This is a genomic window from Aquimarina macrocephali, assembly GCF_051627225.1.
Classification (GTDB): Bacteria; Bacteroidota; Bacteroidia; order Flavobacteriales; family Flavobacteriaceae; genus Aquimarina; species Aquimarina macrocephali.
In genome coordinates, this window is the sequence record NZ_CP151795.1 from 3,092,620 (window position 1) to 3,113,413 (window position 20,794).

20 protein-coding genes are annotated in these 20,794 nt (G+C 33.1%); 16 read left to right on the plus strand and 4 right to left on the minus strand.

The features are described from left to right. Position 1 precedes the first annotated feature (1 nt). The 12 genes from AAFU52_RS13375 (at position 2) to dnaG (ending at position 15,119) form a co-directional block, all read left to right on the plus strand. Positions 2-328 carry a nucleotide pyrophosphohydrolase gene (locus tag AAFU52_RS13375; protein WP_024770682.1) on the plus strand — a complete coding sequence of 109 codons (327 nt, stop codon included), beginning with the start codon at positions 2-4 and terminating at the stop codon, positions 326-328. Continuing rightward, a complete protein-coding gene (locus AAFU52_RS13380; RefSeq protein WP_438422280.1) occupies positions 328-582 on the plus strand; it encodes a hypothetical protein in 255 nt (84 codons plus the stop codon). Before AAFU52_RS13375 ends, AAFU52_RS13380 begins: the two co-directional genes overlap by 1 nt. 1 nt (position 583) lies before the next feature. After that, the gene (locus tag AAFU52_RS13385; protein WP_438422281.1) at positions 584-1,810 is read left to right on the plus strand and encodes a 3-phosphoshikimate 1-carboxyvinyltransferase; all 1,227 of its coding nucleotides are present in this window, start codon (positions 584-586) and stop codon (positions 1,808-1,810) included. Between the two features lie 151 nt (positions 1,811-1,961). Then, complete coding sequence (queA, locus tag AAFU52_RS13390) at positions 1,962-3,011, plus strand: tRNA preQ1(34) S-adenosylmethionine ribosyltransferase-isomerase QueA (protein ID WP_024770685.1); 1,050 nt, start codon at positions 1,962-1,964, stop codon at positions 3,009-3,011. 293 nt (positions 3,012-3,304) lie between these two features. Beyond that, positions 3,305-4,228 (plus strand): chalcone isomerase family protein, encoded by a 924-nt coding sequence (locus AAFU52_RS13395; RefSeq protein WP_024770686.1) that lies wholly within the window; start codon positions 3,305-3,307, stop codon positions 4,226-4,228. A gap of 125 nt (positions 4,229-4,353) precedes the next feature. Next, entirely contained in the window at positions 4,354-5,394 is a 1,041-nt protein-coding gene (rlmN, locus tag AAFU52_RS13400; RefSeq protein WP_024770687.1) for a 23S rRNA (adenine(2503)-C(2))-methyltransferase RlmN, read from the plus strand. A 123-nt stretch (positions 5,395-5,517) separates the two neighbouring features. Further along, entirely contained in the window at positions 5,518-6,495 is a 978-nt protein-coding gene (locus AAFU52_RS13405) for a polyprenyl synthetase family protein (RefSeq protein WP_106791464.1), read from the plus strand. A 183-nt stretch (positions 6,496-6,678) separates the two neighbouring features. Next, positions 6,679-7,248, plus strand: coding sequence for an RNA polymerase sigma factor (locus tag AAFU52_RS13410; RefSeq protein WP_024770689.1), 570 nt, complete (start codon positions 6,679-6,681; stop codon positions 7,246-7,248). Next, a complete protein-coding gene (locus AAFU52_RS13415) occupies positions 7,229-8,056 on the plus strand; it encodes a hypothetical protein (protein ID WP_438422282.1) in 828 nt (275 codons plus the stop codon). Before AAFU52_RS13410 ends, AAFU52_RS13415 begins: the two co-directional genes overlap by 20 nt. Positions 8,057-8,127: 71 nt before the next feature. Further along, the gene (locus AAFU52_RS13420; protein WP_438422283.1) at positions 8,128-9,171 is read left to right on the plus strand and encodes a coiled-coil domain-containing protein; all 1,044 of its coding nucleotides are present in this window, start codon (positions 8,128-8,130) and stop codon (positions 9,169-9,171) included. A gap of 515 nt (positions 9,172-9,686) precedes the next feature. Continuing rightward, positions 9,687-12,950 carry a fibronectin type III domain-containing protein gene (locus AAFU52_RS13425; RefSeq protein ID WP_438422284.1) on the plus strand — a complete coding sequence of 1,088 codons (3,264 nt, stop codon included), beginning with the start codon at positions 9,687-9,689 and terminating at the stop codon, positions 12,948-12,950. 201 nt (positions 12,951-13,151) lie between these two features. Next, a complete protein-coding gene (dnaG, locus tag AAFU52_RS13430; RefSeq protein ID WP_438422285.1) occupies positions 13,152-15,119 on the plus strand; it encodes a DNA primase in 1,968 nt (655 codons plus the stop codon). On the opposite strand, the gene AAFU52_RS13435 is transcribed toward dnaG, so the two are convergent. Continuing rightward, positions 15,116-15,748, minus strand: a complete 633-nt coding sequence (locus AAFU52_RS13435; RefSeq protein ID WP_024770694.1) for a response regulator — start codon at positions 15,746-15,748, stop codon at positions 15,116-15,118. The genes dnaG and AAFU52_RS13435 overlap by 4 nt on opposite strands. 141 nt (positions 15,749-15,889) lie before the next feature. Then, positions 15,890-16,678, minus strand: coding sequence for an NAD(+) synthase (gene nadE, locus AAFU52_RS13440; protein ID WP_438422286.1), 789 nt, complete (start codon positions 16,676-16,678; stop codon positions 15,890-15,892). A 130-nt stretch (positions 16,679-16,808) separates the two neighbouring features. On the opposite strand from nadE, the gene gldB reads away from it, so the two are divergent. The 3 genes from gldB to AAFU52_RS13455 are packed head-to-tail and all read left to right on the plus strand — an operon-like array spanning position 16,809 to position 18,592. Beyond that, positions 16,809-17,828 carry a gliding motility lipoprotein GldB gene (gldB, locus tag AAFU52_RS13445; protein WP_438422287.1) on the plus strand — a complete coding sequence of 340 codons (1,020 nt, stop codon included), beginning with the start codon at positions 16,809-16,811 and terminating at the stop codon, positions 17,826-17,828. Beyond that, positions 17,828-18,166, plus strand: a complete 339-nt coding sequence (gene gldC / locus AAFU52_RS13450; RefSeq protein WP_024770697.1) for a gliding motility protein GldC — start codon at positions 17,828-17,830, stop codon at positions 18,164-18,166. Before gldB ends, gldC begins: the two co-directional genes overlap by 1 nt. Before the next feature lie 60 nt (positions 18,167-18,226). After that, positions 18,227-18,592 (plus strand): hypothetical protein, encoded by a 366-nt coding sequence (locus tag AAFU52_RS13455; RefSeq protein WP_024770698.1) that lies wholly within the window; start codon positions 18,227-18,229, stop codon positions 18,590-18,592. Here the strand turns inward: AAFU52_RS13455 and yihA are convergent. Further along, entirely contained in the window at positions 18,589-19,194 is a 606-nt protein-coding gene (gene yihA, locus AAFU52_RS13460) for a ribosome biogenesis GTP-binding protein YihA/YsxC (RefSeq protein ID WP_024770699.1), read from the minus strand. The genes AAFU52_RS13455 and yihA overlap by 4 nt on opposite strands. A 14-nt stretch (positions 19,195-19,208) precedes the next feature. After that, positions 19,209-19,979 (minus strand): alpha/beta fold hydrolase, encoded by a 771-nt coding sequence (locus AAFU52_RS13465; RefSeq protein ID WP_024770700.1) that lies wholly within the window; start codon positions 19,977-19,979, stop codon positions 19,209-19,211. A 303-nt stretch (positions 19,980-20,282) separates the two neighbouring features. Between AAFU52_RS13465 and mraZ the strand changes: the two genes are divergently transcribed. Further along, positions 20,283-20,750, plus strand: coding sequence for a division/cell wall cluster transcriptional repressor MraZ (mraZ, locus tag AAFU52_RS13470; RefSeq protein ID WP_024770701.1), 468 nt, complete (start codon positions 20,283-20,285; stop codon positions 20,748-20,750). Positions 20,751-20,794: the final 44 nt, after the last annotated feature.

Consider the following 20,794-nt stretch of genomic DNA (forward strand, 5'->3'; position numbering starts at 1 on the left):
TATGAATATCCAGGATGCCCAACGTGCTGTAGATGATTGGATCAAAAATCACGGAGTACGGTATTTTAATGAGTTAACCAACATGGCACAGCTTACAGAAGAAGTAGGAGAAGTTGCCAGAATTATAGCACGACGCTATGGTGAGCAAAGTGAAAAAGAAAGTGATAAAAATAAAGATCTTGGAGAAGAGTTGGCGGATGTTTTATTTGTAGTGTTATGCCTGGCTAATCAAACAGGAATTAACCTTCAGGAAGCTTTTGATAAAAAGCTGGATGTTAAAACAAAAAGAGACCATGATCGCCATCATAATAACGAAAAATTAAAATAATGTTCACTTCAATTCTTTTGTCAAAAAGGTACTGGCTCTCTGTGTTTTTTGTAGGATTCAGCTTTATAATTATTTTTAGTGGTATTGAGTATTTTATGCAATACAGTAATTCTACCTGGGATACTTTTATAGAAGAAAGAATCAATCATCAACAATGGATTAGGTATATGATATCCCGAATCGTAGGAGGATTAATATATGGGATGATCATGGGATATTATTTTGAATTAAGAAAACGGAAATCAAATCGATAAAATGAATTTGAAACTAGAACACATTCCTAATATAGAAGGCAATACATTGCAAATTACGGGATCAAAAAGTGAAACAAACAGATTACTAATACTCCAGGCATTATACCCTAATATAGGTATCAAAAATGTATCCAATAGTGATGATTCTGAGTTAATGCAAAAAGCATTACATAGTGATGAAATTATTGTAGATATTCATCACGCAGGTACAGCAATGCGTTTTCTTACGGCATATTTTGCTGTTAAAAATGGTAGAGAGACTGTACTCACGGGAAGTAAAAGAATGAAAGAACGACCAATTAAAATATTGGTCGAAGCATTGCAGCAATTAGGATGTGAAATTAGTTATGAAAATGAACATGGGTATCCTCCGATACGTATTCAAGGAAAACAGCCCGAAACCAACTCTGTTTCTTTACAAGCAAATGTGAGTAGTCAGTATATTTCGGCATTAATGTTAATTGCCTCTTCTTTACCCAATGGCTTAGAAATTTTATTAGAAGGAAAAGTAACCTCTGTGCCATATATTAATATGACATTAAGTTTGTTAAACGATGCAGGTATTAAAGGGGATTTTAAAGACAATAAAATCACCATTAAACCTTGTAAAGAAATTTCTCCAAAAAATATTGTAGTAGAGTCAGATTGGAGTTCTGCTTCCTATTTTTACAGTATTGTTGCTCTATCTGATAATAAATCTGTCACTATTGGAAGTTATAAAAAACAGAGCTATCAAGGAGATGCTGAACTTGCAAAAATTTACAAAAACCTGGGAGTAGAAACAACTTTTGATCAAAATACAATCACCTTGAAAAAGGTATCAGATAAACAACAGATGCTTCAGGATGGGTTAGATTTATCCAATTCTCCCGATATCGCTCAAACAATTGTTGTAACCTGTTTTGGATTAGGTATTGGTTGCTATCTTACTGGTTTACATACGCTAAAAATAAAAGAAACAGATCGTCTTGAGGCTTTAAAAAATGAAATTGAAAAACTAGGAGGCCAAGTTCATATTACTGAGAATTCTCTTCGTTTAGAGTCTTCTACATCAATAAAAAAAGATGTAACTGTAGCAACATATAATGATCATCGTATGGCTATGGCATTTGCACCTCTTGCGCTTAAAACATCATTACAAGTTCAAGATGCTAATGTTGTTTCTAAATCCTACCCCGATTTTTGGTTAGATTTAAAAAAATTAGGATTTAAAATTTCAGAAGTGTAAAGAGAGTTAAAGCAGGTAAGTAGTGCTTTGAAGGTGGTTTTCTTATGGGATATTTAAGCAACAGTACCTCTGGATATGTAAATATATTATAATTTACTTGACAACCCCTATCCCAAGATTGTATATTTGCACCTTCAAAAAATAAACACGAATGAAGCTATCACATTTCAATTTTGATCTTCCACAAGATTTATTGGCTGAGTATCCAGCTGAAAACAGAGATGAATCTCGACTAATGGTTCTTAATAGAAAGGATCAAACCATAGAGCATAAACAGTTTAAAGATCTTATAGATTATTTTGAGCCAAATGATGTGATGGTTGTTAATAATACTAAAGTTTTTCCTGCTAGACTGTACGGTAATAAAGAGAAAACAGGAGCTAGAATTGAAGTATTCTTATTACGTGAACTAAACCCAGAAACAAGACTTTGGGATGTGCTCGTTGACCCAGCTAGAAAAATACGTATCGGAAATAAGCTGTATTTTGGAGATGATGAGAGTTTGGTGGCAGAAGTAATAGATAATACGACATCTAGAGGACGTACATTACGTTTTTTGTATGATGGTTCTTATGATGAATTTAGACAAAAACTTAATGATCTGGGAGAAACACCTTTGCCTAAATATATTAAAAGAGATGCAGAACCCGAAGATGAAGAAAGATATCAAACTATATATGCTAAAAATGAAGGCGCTGTTGCTGCTCCAACTGCAGGACTTCATTTTTCTAAACATTTAATGAAAAGACTAGAAATCAAAGGAGTTGATTTTGCAGAAATTACATTACATGTAGGTTTAGGAACATTTAACCCTGTTGAGGTTGAAGATTTATCTAAACATAAGATGGATAGTGAAGAAGCTTATGTTACTGCTAATGCTGCTCATACCATTAATAACGGGATAACAAATAAAAGAAGAATTTGTGCTGTCGGAACTACAGTAATGAGAGCTCTCGAAAGCTCGGTATCATCAGAAAGAACGTTAAATGAATTTAGAGGATGGACTAATAAGTTTATTTTCCCCCCTTATGATTTTAGTATTGCAAATTGTATGATTACGAATTTTCATACGCCTAAATCTACTTTATTAATGATGGTATCTGCATTTGCAGGACATGATTTCATTAAAGAAGCATATGAAGAAGCTGTGAAAGAAAAATATAAATTTTATTCTTATGGTGATGCTATGTTAATCATCTAAAAGTAAAAAATGAATAATATTAAAAGCCCTGCTAAACCCTGAATTTGGTAGGGTTTTTTTGTATGTTTCTAGAAATTAGCTTATTAAATTGCATTATTCGCAAAAAAAATGCTATTTTCGAGGCCTTAAAAAATTATGGTAAAACCGTAATTTGTTAAAATGTCAGAAAACGATTAATATCGGTTTTTGTCGAAAAACATGCTAGATGAGGCTTATAAACGTACTTTTTATAAATTTGTACTGTTTTTTTTGTATGTTCCAATTATGAAAAAAGAACTAAACCTAATTATAGAATGAGAAAAGTAATTTATTACATAGCATTTTTCAGTACTGTTTTTTCTTATGCTCAAACCAAAGTTGGTAGTATTAGCTTTAACGATGTTGATGTTTTTAATGAATCAGAGTTAATGCTTAATGGTGCAGGATCTACCGAAAAGTTATATGCGATGGCATTATATTTGGACTTTGAAGTAGATGGAGTAGAGGATGGAGTTATGGTAGCAGAAAAAGATGTTACTATGGCTATTACAATTAAGATTATTTCTTCAATTACTGATAGTGAATTTAAGGATATTATAAGAAATGGTTTAGAAAGAGCTACAGATGGTAATAGCTATTTATTAGAAAACCAAATAAGAGATTTTCTTAACCTTCTTCCTAATGAAATAGATAAATTTGATATTTATAAAATTTTATACGTTAAAGGAGGAAAATTAACTCTTTATAAGAACAAAGAATTACTGGGAACAATAAATAGTAAAGAGTTTAAAAAGGCCTTATTTAAAATTTGGTTAGGAGAAAACCCTATAGATTCACAATTAAAGGAAGATTTACTTGCTTCTTATGAACCTAACCCTATACTAGGAAGATGGAAAACATATGATAAAAAAACAGGGGTCGCTATTAGTATCGTTCAATTATATATTATAGATAATAAAGTGTATGGCTCAGTACAAAGGATGATGCGTATATCAGAAAGAGATGCGATCTGTTATGAATGTGAAGGTGCTGATAAAAATCAAAATGTAGAGGGATTGGTCATTTTGAAAGGATTAAGATTAAAAGGAGATAAATATGTAAATGGAAAATTTACAGATATAAAAAATGGTAGAATTTCAGAATGCCAAATATGGATTGATGAGGATGAACCAAATATGCTTAAGGTTAAGTATAAAGGCGGAGGTGGAGTTCATGAATGGAAAAGAATGAAAAAGTAAGATGCCTATTATAAGATAATGATCAAAAAACCCCTGGATATTTTTTCCAGGGTTTTTTGATCACTACAATAAAGAACGAAGATGTATGTTACAGTACCATTTATCTTTATACTTTTGCAGAAGTTATGAATGTGAAGAAAAAAGACATAAGAACCTTAACTAAAGATCAGTTACGGCTTTTTTTTGAAGAAAATGGAGATAAATCTTTTAGAGGAAATCAGGTTTATGAATGGCTATGGAGTAAAGGCGCTCATAGTTTTAATGATATGACCAATATTTCCATAGCTACTCGAAAAATACTTGAAGAAAACTTTGTGATCAATCATATTCGGGTTGACCAAATGCAACGAAGTACAGACGGTACTATTAAAAATGCAGTAAAATTGCATGATGGATTAATAGTAGAATCAGTACTAATTCCTACGCCAACCAGAACTACAGCTTGTGTGTCTTCTCAAGTAGGGTGTAGCTTGGATTGTAAGTTTTGTGCAACAGCTCGATTAAAAAGAATGAGAAACCTTAATCCTGATGAAATTTATGATCAGGTAATGGCTATAGATAAAGAAAGCCGATTATATCACAATCGTCCTTTATCAAATATTGTGTTCATGGGTATGGGAGAGCCTTTAATGAACTATAATAATGTATTGAAAGCCATTGATAAAATTACTTCCCCTGAAGGATTGGCAATGTCTCCAAAAAGAATCACTGTATCTACTTCTGGTGTCCCAAAAATGATTAAGAAAATGGCAGATGATGAGGTGAAATTTAAATTAGCAGTTTCATTACATTCTGCAATAGATGAAATAAGAACATCAATAATGCCTTTTAATGAAACATTTCCACTTAATGATCTTAGAGAGGCATTAGAATATTGGTATGCAAAAACAAAAAGTAAGATCACTTATGAGTATGTTGTTTGGGAAGGTATAAATGATAGAAAAGAAGATATTGAAGCTTTGATACGATTCTGTTCTTATGTACCATGTAAAGTAAATTTGATAGAATATAACCCAATTGATGATGGAGCATTTCAACAAGCATCAAACAAAGCAATTGATAACTACATTAATGGACTAGAATCTCATGGGATTGTTATAAATGTTCGCCGTAGCCGTGGAAAAGATATAGATGCAGCCTGTGGTCAATTAGCTAACAAATCTTAGAGATACTTCTTATATTTTTTAAATTATAAGTAATATTCTTGATATATAACAGTATCGGTTTCAAAGAAAAACTATTTACGCTATCTTCGCGTTACTATAGAAAACAGAATCAAGTACAGCATATTGAAAGTTGTAGAACAAATAAAATTACCGATCATTGATGAAATGGAGCTTTTTGAACAAAAGTTTTCAGATTCAATGATCTCTAAGGTAGCCTTACTCAATAGAATTACACATTATATTGTAAATAGAAAAGGTAAGCAAATGCGGCCTATGTTTGTTTTTCTGGTCTCTAAAATGGTATCTGGAGGAGAAGTAAACGAACGAACATACCGAGGAGCTTCGGTAATTGAATTGATTCATACTGCAACTTTGGTCCATGATGATGTCGTTGATGATTCTAATCAAAGGCGAGGCTTCTTTTCTATTAATGCCCTATGGAAAAACAAAATAGCAGTTTTGGTAGGGGATTATCTATTGTCAAAAGGATTGTTACTCTCTATTGATTATGGAGATTTTGACCTTTTAAAGATTATTTCGGTAGCAGTAAGAGAAATGAGTGAAGGAGAACTGTTACAAATCGAAAAAGCTAGAAATCTTGATATCACAGAAGAGATATATTATGAGATCATTCGCCAGAAAACGGCAACATTAATAGCGGCTTGTTGTAGCTTGGGAGCATGTTCTGTATCCCCTGATTCTGATGATGTTGAAAAAATGAGAAAATTTGGAGAACTCATCGGGATGGCTTTTCAAATTAAGGATGATTTATTTGATTATGGTGATACAGCCATAGGAAAGCCCACTGGGATTGATATTAAAGAGCAAAAAATGACACTCCCTCTTATCTACACATTAAATCACTGCACTAAAGAAAAAAAGAAGTGGCTCATTAACTCGGTAAAAAATCATAATAAAGATAAAAAAAGAGTTAAAGAAGTTATAGACTTTGTGAAAATAAGTGGAGGATTGGAGTATGCCATTAAAATAATGCATCAATTTAAAAATGAAGCACTTTCCATCTTATCAGAATATCCAGATTCTGATTATAAATCTTCTTTAGAACTTATGGTTGATTATGTTATCGACCGAAAAAAATAATTAAAACCTTTTTGGTGCTAAAAAAGAGATACCCATTGTGTATACGATAAGTTTTTTAAGAAAAATATATATCGATTATCTCTAAATATTTATAATTCAACATTAATTATTTAAAATACGAGGCAACCTTTTTATTCTTATTCTCGTCTATGTAAATAGAAGACCTAATTAATTGACTTTATATTGAAAGTTATTCAATTTTATAAAAGTGAAACCCAACTCATTAAAAGGGCAGCGAAGCAATATCGCGATGCACAGCATCAGCTATACAATCAGTATGCGCCCAAAATGCTTAGTGTGTGCAGGCGATATATTAAGGATATTCATTTTGCAGAAGAAGTTATGCTTGGCGGGTTTTTAAAAGTTTTTATGAATCTGAATAAATTTAAATTCGAAGGAAGTTTTGAAGGATGGGTGCGAAGAATTATGGTTAATGAATCTATCTCTTTTTTAAGAAAAGAAAAACAGGTTCTTTTTACCGAAGAAATAACAAGCTATACCGAAGAATCCTGGAACAATATTAATACAGAATTAGAAGTAGACCAGATTCAGGAATTAATAGATAGTTTACCAGAAGGATATAGAATGGTATTTGTGTTATATGCTATAGAAGGATATAAGCATAACGAGATAGCTAAGATGTTAGAAATTTCTGTAAGTACTTCAAAATCTCAACTATTTAAAGCTAGGAAAACGTTACAACAAAAGTTAAACCAACAAAATAAGATAAGTAATGGCGCCATTGAAATTTGAAGAAAAGATGAAAGAAAAGCTAGAGCAGCGCGCTATACAGCCTTCAAGTGATTCTTGGGAACAATTAACAACGCAGTTAGATAGTGTAAAAAAACAAAAAAAAGAAAGTAAAAAAATCCAGTGGTATAGTATAGCAGCAATCTTTGTTGGAGTATTGATTTTGACTTCAATATTAATGAATCAAAATCCAGCCTCTAAACAAAATAACATCCAATTTGTTGATAATAGTAATGAGATTATAAAAAAAGAAAATACTGAGGTAGTTAAAAATAAGGATACAAAACAGAAAGTTATTGAAAAAAATAATTCTAAAGTTTTTGAAGAAAATCCAATATCGAATAATACTGTGACATCCTCTCTTAAAAAAGAAAAAGAGAATCTTAAAAAGAAAAATGTTACCTCAGAAATAATAATGCATGAGGGTATGACTGCAAAAAAAATGTTAGGAAATAGGGATTATGATACTGAGTTAGCAGAAAATGATAAAAATGCCAATACGATTAAAAACAAAATTTCACCTGTAGATTCTTTAATAATTGAAGATAAAGTGGCAGGAGTAGTGGCGCAAATTCAAGAGCTTCAAAAAAACAATGCTCAAGTGACCGATGATGAAATCAATCGGTTATTGCTAAAAGCTCAACGAGAAATTTCAACAGCAAAAATATTAAAATCTAGTACAGTGAGTGCATCAACCCTTCTGCAAGATGTAGAAGCAGAACTTGATGAGACTTTTAAACAACGTGTTTTTGAAGCGCTTAAAACAGGTTTCCAAAAAGTTAAAACAGCGGTAGTAGAAAGAGATAATTAAAATCATTCATCAATCAAATAATCAGTAATCTCCCTGGTATACTAGGGAGATTACAAATAAAATTCAAAAAAATGAAGACGATAGTTACAATAGCTACATTTGTGGCCATGGCACTTTTTGCCCAATTGTCAAGTGCGCAGGAAGTAAGTGATAATAATGCAATAGAGCAATTGAAACAGCAGAAAGAACGTGTTATCAATGTAGAAAAAGAAGCATTAAAAAAAGAAGTAGAGGAGATTAATGAAAAGTTGGTAAATGGCGAAATAACTAAAGAAGACGCTCAAAGACTTAAGGAAGAAGTTGCTAAAAAACACGCTCTTAATATTGAAAACAGGATAGCTATTATAGAAAATAAAATAGCATTTTTAGAACGAAATGGGGGGAGTACAATTGAACTTTTAGAAAAAGATATGGAATATAGTCTTACTTTCTTAGGGTTTAATTTTGGATCTAATAAAGACAGAGAAATACGATATGATAGACGCACAACATCAAATTTAGTAATTGCCTTTGGGCTTAACAATGCAATTGTAGATGGGCAATCATTGGATGATTCTGATTATAAAATTTCTGGAAGTAGGTTTTTTGAAATTGGATGGGCCTGGAAAACAAGAGTGTTTAAAAATACCAATTTCTTAAGAATTAAATATGGGATTTCATATACTTCTAATGGTTTAAAACCTACAGATAATAGATATTTTGTAGAAAATGGTAATCAAACGACATTAGAAGAATTTAGAGTAGAATTGGATAAATCAAAATTTAGAATGGATAACCTTGTGGTTCCTGTACACTTTGAATTTGGTCCGTCAAAAGTAACAGAGACAGAAAAGAGTATACGATATTCTACTAGAAATAGATTTAGAATAGGCCTGGGGGGGTATGCCGGAGTAAATATAAGTACTCGCCAAAAATTAAAATATAAAGAAAATGGCGATCGCGTTAAAGATAAAATTAAAAGAGATTATAACACCAGTGATCTAATATATGGATTAAGCGGATATATTGGCTTTGGAGATATGTCTATATATGCTAAGTACGATCTGTCTCCAATTTTTAAAAATGCAGAGATTGAACAAAATAATGTGTCGTTAGGATTACGTTTTGACTTTTAATCGATAAATAAATTGATGCGATTACCCGTATATTTTATGAAATTAGTGGACTATAATAGATGAAATAGTTTTTTGTTAATAAAGTAGGAGCAAGTAATGATTATTTTAAAAGAGCGATATGACTATATCGCTCTTTTATTTTTTTCACCTCATAAGCTATTTGTGTTATGATTCTCAGACCTTTATTTAACGGCTACCCTATCAAATCGATATGCTAAACATTTATATTTTTTTGTTAAATAATTTACTAATAATGAATATTTGTTAAATATATAAATAAAAGTATTCCCCTTAAATTAATTATGGTTTTAACGTAACTATTTGAATGTAAGTATTTTATGACAATTTATTTTTTTGTTTCTAGATGAAATATTCTATATTTATCCAAGTCATAGTTGAAATAATTCTTTCCAAAATTTTAATAACGATTCTACATTTTTTGCCTCAAAATGTTAGTCGTTACTACTTATGCTGAAATTGGTATAAAACCGAACAATTAACCAAATTTCACTCATATGAAAACTAAATTTTTTTATCTAACATTATTTGTGTTTTGCAGCTTCGGGCTGCTTGCTCAAAAGGGAACTCCCGTAAAAGCTAACTCTGTAAGTGAATCAGCTTACAAAAGGGATATCCCAGCATTTTCTAAAATGAAAAATATTATTTCTGCCAAAGGGTTTCAACATGTTGCTCCTCCTAAACGTAAAGGAAGTAATACTTTCGTTCCGGGAAAAGGCTTCCCTCAGGGAAATGATCCGCTTATCGAGCGACAAAAAAGTGCTCGTAAAATGGCAGTTCGAGCTCCAGTAGCATCTTTTGATGCTCATGTTGGAACTGTGTTAAATGATGCAACAGGGGCTATTGGCCCTAATCATTACGTGTATGCATTTAACTCTGGTTTTGGTATCCTCGATAGAACGGGTAACGTTCTATTAGCTGAAGCCTCTTTAGGAACCTTGTTTCCTGGAGAAACATTAGGAGATCCAGTGGTGGTATATGATAACTTCGCCGATAGATTTATTATCATGGAGTTTAGTAACTCACCAAATGGATTTTTAATAGCAGTCTGTAAAGGACCAGATCCAGTAAATGATGGATGGTCTACCTATAGATTTAACACGGGAACATTTCCTGATTATGAAAAATTATCTATCTGGAGTGATGGATACTACATTACTGCAAATAAAGATCAAAATGCTCCAGATACTAATGATGTTGTATTTGTGGTAGAACGAGATAAGATGATTGCAGGAGAAACAACGGCTCAAATGGTAAGTTTTCCTTTACCAGGAGCAGAAACCAATGGGTTTTACAGTCCAGGAGGATTTAATGCTACAGGTACAACACTTCCTCCGGCAGGCGTAGGTTGTTCTATCGTGTACATGCAAGATGATAGCTGGTCTGGGATTTCAACAGATCACTTAAAAGTATGGACAACTAGTGTAAATTGGACGACTCCAGCGAATTCTACAATTTCACAACCGCAATCGATCAATACAGCACCTTTTGATAGTGTGTTTGATAATGGATCTTTTCAAAACCTTGATGAACCAGGTAGTGGACCAGACATAGATGCATTACAAGCAACTATGATGTATATGACAAACTATAGACGTTTTGGTACTCATAACTCTGTGGTAATGAATTTTGTGGTAGACTTAGATGGTAATGATAGCTTAGCTGGTATTCGTTGGTATGAACTTCGCCAAACTGCAGATGGGCAACCATGGACTATTCATCAAGAAGGTACATATACACAACCAGATGGACTTAGTGCTTTCTGTGGAAGTATTGCTCAGGATTCACAAGGTAATATCGGATTAGCATATACAGTAGTAAGTACTAGTGTATATACTTCACTACGATACACTGGTCGATTAGCTAGTGATCCGGTAGGAACAATGACTGTTGCAGAACAGGTTTCTGCAGATGGAGATAGCCAGAATAATAGAGGTGATGGTCGTTACGGAGATTATGGTCAAATGACTATAGATCCATTAGATGATAAAACTTTCTGGCATATTAGTGAGTATATGAAAGGACCAGCTCCTAATGTGAGAAAGAGTCATGTTGTAGCTTTTAGAATTGAACCAGATACTCCGGATACAGAAGCTCCTACAGCTCCTGCTAATCTAACTGCATCTAATACTACTGATGTTTCTACTTCATTGAGCTGGGACGCATCTACTGATAATGTAGGAGTTACTGCATATGATGTATATCAAGGTGGTGCGGTAGTGGCAACTGTAGCTACAACTACAGCTGATATCACTGGGTTAACAGCAAGTACATCTTATGATTTCTCTATAAAGGCAAAAGATGCAGCAGGAAATGAATCTGCTGCAAGTGCAACACTTACTGTTACTACAGTTGCACCAGATACTCAGGCACCAACTGTACCTGCAAATTTAACAGCATCTAATACTTCAGCAGGTCAGACTACCTTAAACTGGGACGCATCTACTGATAATGTAGGTGTTGCAGGATATGATGTATTACAAGACGGAGCTGTAGTTGCTACTGTAAACGCTACAACTAATATAGTAACTGGACTTTCTCCTGAGACTACATATGAGTTTAAGGTGTTAGCAAAAGATGCTGCCGGAAATGAATCAGCTACGAGTACACCAATAAGTGTAACTACTCTAGCCGCAACAGGGTGTTTAAATGGAGTTGCTGTTCCATATAGTGAAAGTTTTGAAAGTGATTTTGGAGGATGGACGCAAGCATCAGGAGATGATCTAGACTGGTCAAGAGATTCTGGAGGTACACCTTCTAATAATACAGGACCTTCAAGCGCAGATGATGGATCAACTTATATCTATGTTGAAGCATCTGGAAATGGTACTGGGTATCCAAACAAAAGAGCAATTCTTAATTCTCCTTGTGTTGACCTTAGCGGTGCTACAGCGGCTGTGTTTTCATTTAGTTACCATATGTATGGTGGTGCTGATTTTGGATCACTGGATGTTGAAGCAAGTAATGATGATGGTGCAACCTGGACCAGTATTTGGAACAAAAGCGGAAACCAGGGGAACTCTTGGCAAGCGGCTACAATAGATTTGGCAGCTTATCTTGGAGTTGGACTACAATTACGATTTAATCGTGTAACTGGGAATACTTGGCAAGCTGATGCAGCAATAGACAAAATATCACTTACTAGTGATACTACAGGAAATTGCGCTACAGGTGATTTATCCTTAAGTATAACATTTGATAACTATCCGGAAGAGACTTCTTGGACATTAACTGATGCAGGAGGTGCAACAGTGGCTTCAAAAAGCTATTCTACGGCAAACCCAGATGGATCTACTGTTACAGAAACTATTAGCGCACCAGCTTCAGGAAGCTATACATTTACAATTTCTGATTCTTTTGGAGACGGGATTTGCTGTTCATATGGTAATGGTTCTTATACGTTATCAAGTAGTGCAGGTACTATTGCATCAGGAGGAGAGTTTACGAATTCTGACGCTACAGAGTTCTGTGTGCAGGGATCAAGTGTAAGGTTAGATACTTATGAATTAACAGATGTTAACTCAAATGACAAGCGATTTATGTTGTATCCGAACCCAACTAAAGATGTTTTAAATATAACAGTTGGTAAAACACCAATCCAAAAATTAGAGATCTTCTCTATGTTTGGTCAAAAAGTTCGTAGCATTGATGGTCAGGGAATTAAGCAAATTGATGTAAGTAATCTTACAGCAGGAACTTATTTTGCAAGAATTACTGCTAAAGAAACTATTGTTACAAGAAGTTTTATTGTAGCAAAATAATTTCTGAACAAATAAAAAATTAATGTTAAGAGGCTGTCTTTTTTAGACAGCCTCTTTTTTTATTAAATCAAGAAGAGGATGGTGTTTCAGGAATTATATTATTTTTGCGTTGAGCTTGTCGATATAAACAAAGACAAACTTTTGTAGTAGGATTCTCAATAAAGTACTTACTGCTCAATATTAATTATATAATACCAGATAATGATCAATAAGTCCACTATAGATGCTGTATTCGAAACTGCTCGGTTAGAAGAAGTAATAGGTGACTTTGTGCAATTAAAAAAAGCAGGGAGTAATTTTAAAGGATTAAGTCCATTTAGTGATGAAAGAACACCTTCTTTTATGGTGTCGCCCGTAAAACAGATTTGGAAAGATTTTTCTAGCGGAAAAGGAGGTAATGTAGTTGCTTTTTTGATGGAACATGAGCATTTTACATATCCTGAAGCCATAAAATATTTGGCTAAAAAATATAATATTGAATTTGAAGAAACCGAGCAAACCGATGAACAAAAGCAGCAAGCAGATGAAAGAGAAAGTATGTATCTGGTTAGTGAGTTTGCTAATACTTTTTTTCAGAATTCTTTACTTAAAACAGAACAAGGTAAAGCCATAGGGCTAACTTATTTTAAAGAAAGAGGATTTACCGAAGAAACTATAAAAAAGTTTGGACTAGGATATTCTCCTGATGTTTGGGATGCATTGACGGCAGAAGCAATTAAAAAAGGATATCAATTAAACTACCTGGAGAAAACAGGTCTTACCATAGTAAAAGAAGAAAAACAATTTGATCGTTTCAAAGGTAGAGTGATGTTTCCCATTCAATCAATGTCTGGCCGTGTCCTGGGTTTTGGAGGGAGAATCTTAACCAATGAGAAAAAAGCGGCAAAATATCTTAACTCTCCAGAGAGTGATATCTACCATAAGAGTAAGGTGCTTTATGGGATTTATCATGCAAAACAAACTATTGCCAAAGAAGATAACTGTTATCTTGTAGAAGGATACACAGATGTTATTCAGTTTAATCAAACAGGTGTCACCAACGTAGTTTCTTCGTCTGGTACGGCATTAACGTCAGATCAAATTCGTCTAATTAGCAGACTAACCAAGAATGTCACGGTATTGTTTGATAGTGATGCCGCTGGGATGCGAGCATCTTTAAGAGGGATTGATTTGATTCTTGAACAAGGAATGAATGTAAAAGTCTGTAGTTTTCCTGATGGGGAAGATCCAGATAGCTTTGCCAAGCAAAATACGCTAGAAGAACTAAGAGGGTATCTCGAAGAAAATGTTCAGGATTTTATTAGTTTTAAAGCGTCACTATTACAGCAAGAATCTAAGAATGATCCTATTAAGAGGGCAGAATTAGTTAGAGATATGGTAACTAGTATTTCTAAAATTCCTGATGTGATCAAACGAGAAATTTATGTCAAAGAATGTTCTAGAATAATGGACATTTCTGAAGATGTATTGTTCGATACTTTGGCGCAAATTCGTAATGTTGATGTAAAAGGAGACCGTAAACAGCAAAAACAACATCAGAAGTCATTAGAAGTTGTAAAAACAGAAACTTCACAATCTCCAAAGGTTAACGAACAGTATGAACTAGAACGAAAGATAATAGAGATATTGCTACTTTATGGAAGCCATGAAGAAGAGTTTGAAGATCTTGTCTTAAAAGAAAATGATGAAGGGAATCTCGTTTTAGAGCCAGAAGTACACACCACAAAAGTATTTGAGAAAATATATCTTGATCTTCAGGATGATGAAATAGAATTTACTAATAATAGTTTTAAAGAGATATACGCCGTTTTGATTGAGCAATTACAACAAAATGAGGAATTTAAAATCGAAACCTTTATTAATCATATAGCTCCAGAAATAGCCTCAGAGATTACGGCTATCATGATGAATGAAGAGCGATATACATTACATAGGTGGATAGATATGGAGATCCATGTAAAACAAAAAAACTTTACGATAGCTCAGTATGTAAGTGATATTATCTTAAACCTACGAAGATTCCTGATTAGTCAAAAAGTAGAAGAGCTCTCACAAGAAGTGAAAGCTCCAAATACTGATGCCAATGATAATCAAGAAACCATACAGGATATCATGGATTATCTATCATTAAAAAGAATATTGTCTGAAAAGCTAAACCGAGTGGTCTAGCTAATATGCAATAATCTGGATTGATGAATTAGGTCTGCAAGATTATCTACTTTTAGTTTTTTGAGCAGTCGCGTCTTATACGTACTTACTGTTTTCTCATTAATAGATAATGTAGAAGCTATATCTTTATTACGTTTTCCGGAAGATAATAGATTGAGTACCTCTATTTCTCTGGAGGATAGTTTTTTATATTTTACAACCATATTATTTTCATTAGCATTTCCATTTGCTAATTGCTGTGTAAGGTTATCATTTAAATATATACCACCCCTTGCAACGCGTTCGATTGCTTTTTTAAGTGTTTTTGTTGGTACTGTTTTGGATAAGTATGCCGAAGCTCCTGCTTTAATAGCACTTAAAGCGTACATTTCTTCAGGATGAGAACTAAAAATAATTACTTTGATTCTAGGAAATTCTTTTTTAATTGTTCTCAATGCCATAATTCCATTGATTTGAGGTAAATCTAACTCCATGATGAGTACATCTGGAGTATTAGCTTTCAAAACATCATACATCTCGTTTCCGTTACTTACTTTGCCAATGATCTCATAATCTTCTGAGTTGCGAAATAAAGAAACGATCCCCTTCCTTGTAATTGGATGATGATCTGCGATTAATACGGTTGTCATTCTTGTTTACGATTGTTAATGTTAGTTTAATTTTAAGAGTGTAACATCTTAGGCTAGGGGTAATTTTTAAATCTTTGTGCAAAATTACTAAGAACTAGTCCTCGTAAACTTTTTTTTATGTATTTATCGACAAAATGTTGCTTATAATAGATTAACGGGTATTTTACACACCGGAATAGGGGTCATTTTATGTTGGTTTACGGTATTTAGACGGACGAAAATTTCAAAAACCTCTTGCTCTCTTCCTTTAAAATCATCAATATTTTTACCTTCATCTTTCATTTTCATAGCCCATTCTAATTCATCATAACTTGCACCAATTTGATCTTCATCACTCCTGCTATCTCCAAATAACCCATCGGTTGGAGAAGCAATTTGTATAGAATTTGGTACCCCTAGAGCTTCTCCTATTGTGTAGACTTCACTTTTTAATAAGTTTGCAATAGGACTCAAATCTACACCACCATCCCCATATTTGGTGTAAAAACCAACTCCAAAGTCTTCAACCTTATTGCCTGTTCCGGCAACTAGGTATTTATATAAACCAGCAAAGTAATATAATGTAGACATTCTTAATCGCGCTCTGGTGTTTGCTAATGATAGATCAAGTTGTGCACTTGGAGCCGTTTCTGGAACGGCAGATTTTAGTTCTTCAAAAACAGGAGTTAAATCAACTCTTGTATCAGAAACATTAGGAAACCTTCCTTTTAAATGATTAATATGCTCTTGGGCTCTTGTTACTTGACTCTGAGCTTGATGAATTGGCATTTCTACGCAAAGCGTTTTTAATCCTGTTTTTGCACATAAAGAAGAAGTAACAGCGCTATCAATCCCCCCGCTTACACCAATAACAAAACCTTCTATGTTTGCATTAGTAGCGTATTCCTTTAACCAGTTTACAATATGATCAATTACTTTTTCTGTTTGCATTCTTCGTTATTTGTTAGTGTTAATTTAAATCTAAATACTATGAGTATTTCAATTTTATACTTCGTATTTCGATCTTTGTCTGTGGTAATTTGATATATTACCTTTGCGAATATAAAATTAATAAAAAAAGATGGCGTTCTGGAATAGTAGAAATTATTTAGAGAGATATTATAATTTAGGAATGAATAGTATTAAGTATATAAAATTAGCCATTGTTTTTTGCGTTTTATTTTCTTGTTCAAACAAAGATAAAGTAGATAAAGAAGTTGCTGAAATCCCGGTAGAAATTAAAGTTGAACGTTTTGATCGATTATTTGCAGAAGTAACACAAGAAAACTTACCTAATCTTAAAAAAGAGTACCCTTTTTTATTTTCAGAAAAGTATGCAGATAGCGTATGGATTAAAAGATCTCGAGATACAATACAGCAAGAAGTAAACAAAGAAGTAGAAAAAACTTTTTCTGATTTTTCTTCTGAAGAAAATGAACTGCATTCACTTTTTCAACATATAAAATATTATTTCCCAGAAATTAAAGAACCTAGAGTGGTTGCAATTACCAATGATGTAGATTATCATAATAAGGTCGTGCTTTCAAAAGGATTACTTATTATTTCCTTGGATACATATCTAGGTAAAGATCATCACTTTTATGAAGGGATACAAAAATACTTAAGGCAGCATTTTGATAGACAAAATATAGTACCAGATGTAGCTTCTATGTACGCCAAAAACCAGATAGGGCCGATTAGAGATAGAACGTTTTTAGGAAATCTTGTGTCCTTTGGAAAAGAGCTATATCTAAAAAATTTGCTTTTACCTGATTTTAGCGATGCCAGAAAAATAGGGTATACCGAAGAACAGTATGCCTGGGCAAAAGCTAATGAAGAACAAATCTGGAGATATTTCATAGATCGCCAATTGTTATACAGTACAGATAGTACTCTTATGTCTAGATTTTTGTATCCTGGGCCTTTTTCAAAATTTTATTTGGAAGAAATTGATAAGGAAGCACCAGATAGAATAGGACAATTTATAGGATGGAGAATTGTAGCTTCGTATATGAAAAATAACAATGTATCTTTGCGGCAATTAATAGTGGCAGATGCCGAAACGATTTTTAATAGATCAAAATATAAACCCGAAAGATAATGGCGAATAATCATAAATCAGAAATAAAAATAGATATAGAGTTAGATGAAAACAGGATTCCAGAAAAATTAAGATGGACAGCAAAAGATGGTGGTGTAGAGAACGAAGAAACCAAAGCAATGCTGCTATCTGTATGGAATAGCAAAAATAAAGAAAGTCTTCGTATTGATTTATGGACCAAAGATATGCCCGTGGATGAAATGAAGATCTTTTTTCATCAAACATTAGTCGCTATGAGTGATACTTTTTATCGAGCTACGCAAGACGAAAAAATGTCGGCAACCATGAAAGATTTTTGTGATTACTTCGCCGAAAAATTGGAACTTAAACAAAAATAATAGTTTATTTTTTTTGAAATGTTTTGCCAACTTTGTTGACTAAATGTCAAAATCCAAACGTTGAAAAAAACCTTGTTTTTTGTATATAATGCACAGTCAGATATTTGGAATAAATATCTTGATAACCTTCATAAAATTATAAGTCCGACTACATATTCATGTGATCTTTGCAGTCTTACTCATGGTAACTTTTCTGAAAAAAAGGTATGGAAGGATTTTAGGGAAAATTCAGATTATGAATTTGTGTTTATGTATAAAGATGAGTTTTTAGATGCATATTCGTATCTAGAAGATAAGAGCTTTAATCTTCCTATTATCTTTCAAAAACAAGAAGAAAAAATTGATTTACTATTTGATTCAGAAGGATTATCGTCCTTAAACTCTGCAGAAGAATTAATAGATTTTTTGAAAAAGAAAATAAGCTAAGATTTTTTTAGCTTCGAATTAATTTCTGTTATGTAGTTAAGAACGTCCTCTTTGCCTAAGCCAGAAGAAGAAGAAGTGATGAAATAATTAGGCATTTCTTCCCAGTACTTGAGCATTTCTTCGGTATAGGCAGCTATTTGAGCGGGCAGCTTATTTTTTGAAAGCTTGTCAGATTTTGTGAAAATAATAGAAAATGGTATTTGATTTTCACCCAACCATTGCATAAATTCAAGGTCTATTTTTTGTGGTTCATGACGACAATCCACTAGTACGAAGGCACTAACTAATTGTACTCGTTTAGAGAAGTATGCCGTAATAAATTTCTGAAATACTTTTTTTGAAGATTTAGATACTCTTGCATACCCATACCCTGGTAAATCAACTAAAAACCAGGTTTTATTGATAATGAAATGATTAATCAGCTGTGTTTTTCCTGGTCTTCCAGATGTTTTAGCAAGACTCTTACGGCTAGTAAGCATATTGATCAATGAGGATTTGCCAACATTAGATCTGCCTATGAATGCATATTCAGGGAGTTTGTCTTTAGGACATTTGTCAACATCGCTATTACTCATTACAAATTCAGCGCTACTAATCTTCATAGTATCAATTATGATTAGAAGTTACGTTCTTGTAACCAATTGTATAGTAAACGGTTAAATTCTTCTGGATGCTCCATCATAGCAGCATGACCACATTTGTCAATCCAATACAAGTCAGAATCAGGTAATAAACGATTAAAATCATCTGCAACTTCTGGAGGAGTAACATTATCATTTTTTCCCCAGATAACACAAGTTGGGGTATTCATTTTGGGTAAGTCTTTTGCCATGTTATGCCGAATAGCACTTTTAGCAATTGCAAGAGTTCTGATTAACTTATTGCGATCATTAACAGTAGCGTATACTTCATCTACAATTTCTTTGGTAGCAATTTCGGGATCATAAAATACATTTTCTGCTTTAACTTTAATGTATTCATAATCACCTCGCTTTGGATAGCTTTCTCCCATGGCACTTTCATAAAGGCCAGAACTTCCTGTTATAACCAGACCTTTTACTTTTTCAGGAAACATTTTGGTGCATAAAAGTGCAATGTGTCCTCCTAGAGAGTTGCCTAGAAGTATAACTTCTTTATCACCATATCCTAAGTGATCTATAAAATCCTTAAGGTACTTGGCATAGGTACTAACTTTGGTTTTTAGTAAAGGTAAAGTGTATACAGGTAGCTCAGGAATTAGTACCTTATATCCGTGTTCAGGAAAGTAAGAACCAACACCTTCAAAATTACTCAATCCACCCATCAGTCCGTGTAAAATGATGATTGGTGTGCCTTCCCCTAAATCTAGATAACTAAATTTTCCGTCTTTTTTTAATTCGTGCTTCATTAATACTTCTTACAAGAATTAAAAGCAAATATAGCATTTTCATAATTAGTTTTGGGATTTTTTATTAATACTACAGAATGAATTTTTATATTTTTTTTTGTGATCGATTATTTCTATCTCAAAATGAGTGAAACCAAGAATCTACAAGTGTTGCCGTAGTATGCTGATAAACAAAATCTTAAAGTTTTTAGTTGCCTTGACTTTACTGTTTAGAAGACAATTTATTAACAATGTGGTAAATTGTGGTAAAAAGTGGTAATTTTTTCAATATATTTGACTAATTAAACGTTTAGGGAAATAAAAGTGGTAAATCTAATCGGCACATATGAGTGTAAGGCAGACGCTAAGGGACGTCTAATGATGCCTGTGGCTTTTAAGAAGCAACTCTCGCCAGTGCTACAAGATGGATTTGTGTTAAAAAGAGCTGTTTTTCAATCTTGTTTGGAGTTGTATCCAATGGCAGAATGGAATCTTTTAATGCAAAAAATCAATAAACTCAACCGCTTTAAAAAGAAAAATAATGATTTTATCAGAAAGTTTACAGCTGGTGTAAAAGTAGTAGAAATTGATGCTGCTGGCCGCCTTTTGATTCCAAAAGATCTAGTTGGTTTTGCAGGAATTACTAAAGACTTAGTGTTGTCATCTGCTGTAAATATCTTAGAGATTTGGGACAAAGATCAGTATGAAAAGGCAATTGATGATGCAGCTGTTGATTTTGCAGATTTGGCAGAAGAGGTAATGGGGTTTGATGATGAAATAGAGCATGATTAATAGAATTGATAGAGGTTAAGAGGCTTGTTTTGATAAAGATTAGT

Excerpts from the sequence above, each read along its gene's own strand:
- AAFU52_RS13375 (WP_024770682.1), top strand. The coding sequence starts at position 2 with ATGAATATCCAGGATGCCCAACGTGCTGTAGATGATTGGATCAAAAAT.
- AAFU52_RS13380 (WP_438422280.1), top strand. The coding sequence starts at position 328 with ATGTTCACTTCAATTCTTTTGTCAAAAAGGTACTGGCTCTCTGTGTTT.
- AAFU52_RS13385 (WP_438422281.1), top strand. The coding sequence starts at position 584 with ATGAATTTGAAACTAGAACACATTCCTAATATAGAAGGCAATACATTG.
- queA (WP_024770685.1), top strand. The coding sequence starts at position 1,962 with ATGAAGCTATCACATTTCAATTTTGATCTTCCACAAGATTTATTGGCT.
- AAFU52_RS13395 (WP_024770686.1), top strand. The coding sequence starts at position 3,305 with ATGAGAAAAGTAATTTATTACATAGCATTTTTCAGTACTGTTTTTTCT.
- rlmN (WP_024770687.1), top strand. The coding sequence starts at position 4,354 with ATGAATGTGAAGAAAAAAGACATAAGAACCTTAACTAAAGATCAGTTA.
- AAFU52_RS13415 (WP_438422282.1), top strand. The coding sequence starts at position 7,229 with ATGGCGCCATTGAAATTTGAAGAAAAGATGAAAGAAAAGCTAGAGCAG.
- AAFU52_RS13420 (WP_438422283.1), top strand. The coding sequence starts at position 8,128 with ATGAAGACGATAGTTACAATAGCTACATTTGTGGCCATGGCACTTTTT.
- AAFU52_RS13425 (WP_438422284.1), top strand. The coding sequence starts at position 9,687 with ATGAAAACTAAATTTTTTTATCTAACATTATTTGTGTTTTGCAGCTTC.
- dnaG (WP_438422285.1), top strand. The coding sequence starts at position 13,152 with ATGATCAATAAGTCCACTATAGATGCTGTATTCGAAACTGCTCGGTTA.
- AAFU52_RS13435 (WP_024770694.1), bottom strand. The coding sequence starts at position 15,748 with ATGACAACCGTATTAATCGCAGATCATCATCCAATTACAAGGAAGGGG.
- nadE (WP_438422286.1), bottom strand. The coding sequence starts at position 16,678 with ATGCAAACAGAAAAAGTAATTGATCATATTGTAAACTGGTTAAAGGAA.
- gldB (WP_438422287.1), top strand. The coding sequence starts at position 16,809 with ATGGCGTTCTGGAATAGTAGAAATTATTTAGAGAGATATTATAATTTA.
- gldC (WP_024770697.1), top strand. The coding sequence starts at position 17,828 with ATGGCGAATAATCATAAATCAGAAATAAAAATAGATATAGAGTTAGAT.
- yihA (WP_024770699.1), bottom strand. The coding sequence starts at position 19,194 with ATGAAGATTAGTAGCGCTGAATTTGTAATGAGTAATAGCGATGTTGAC.
- AAFU52_RS13465 (WP_024770700.1), bottom strand. The coding sequence starts at position 19,979 with ATGAAGCACGAATTAAAAAAAGACGGAAAATTTAGTTATCTAGATTTA.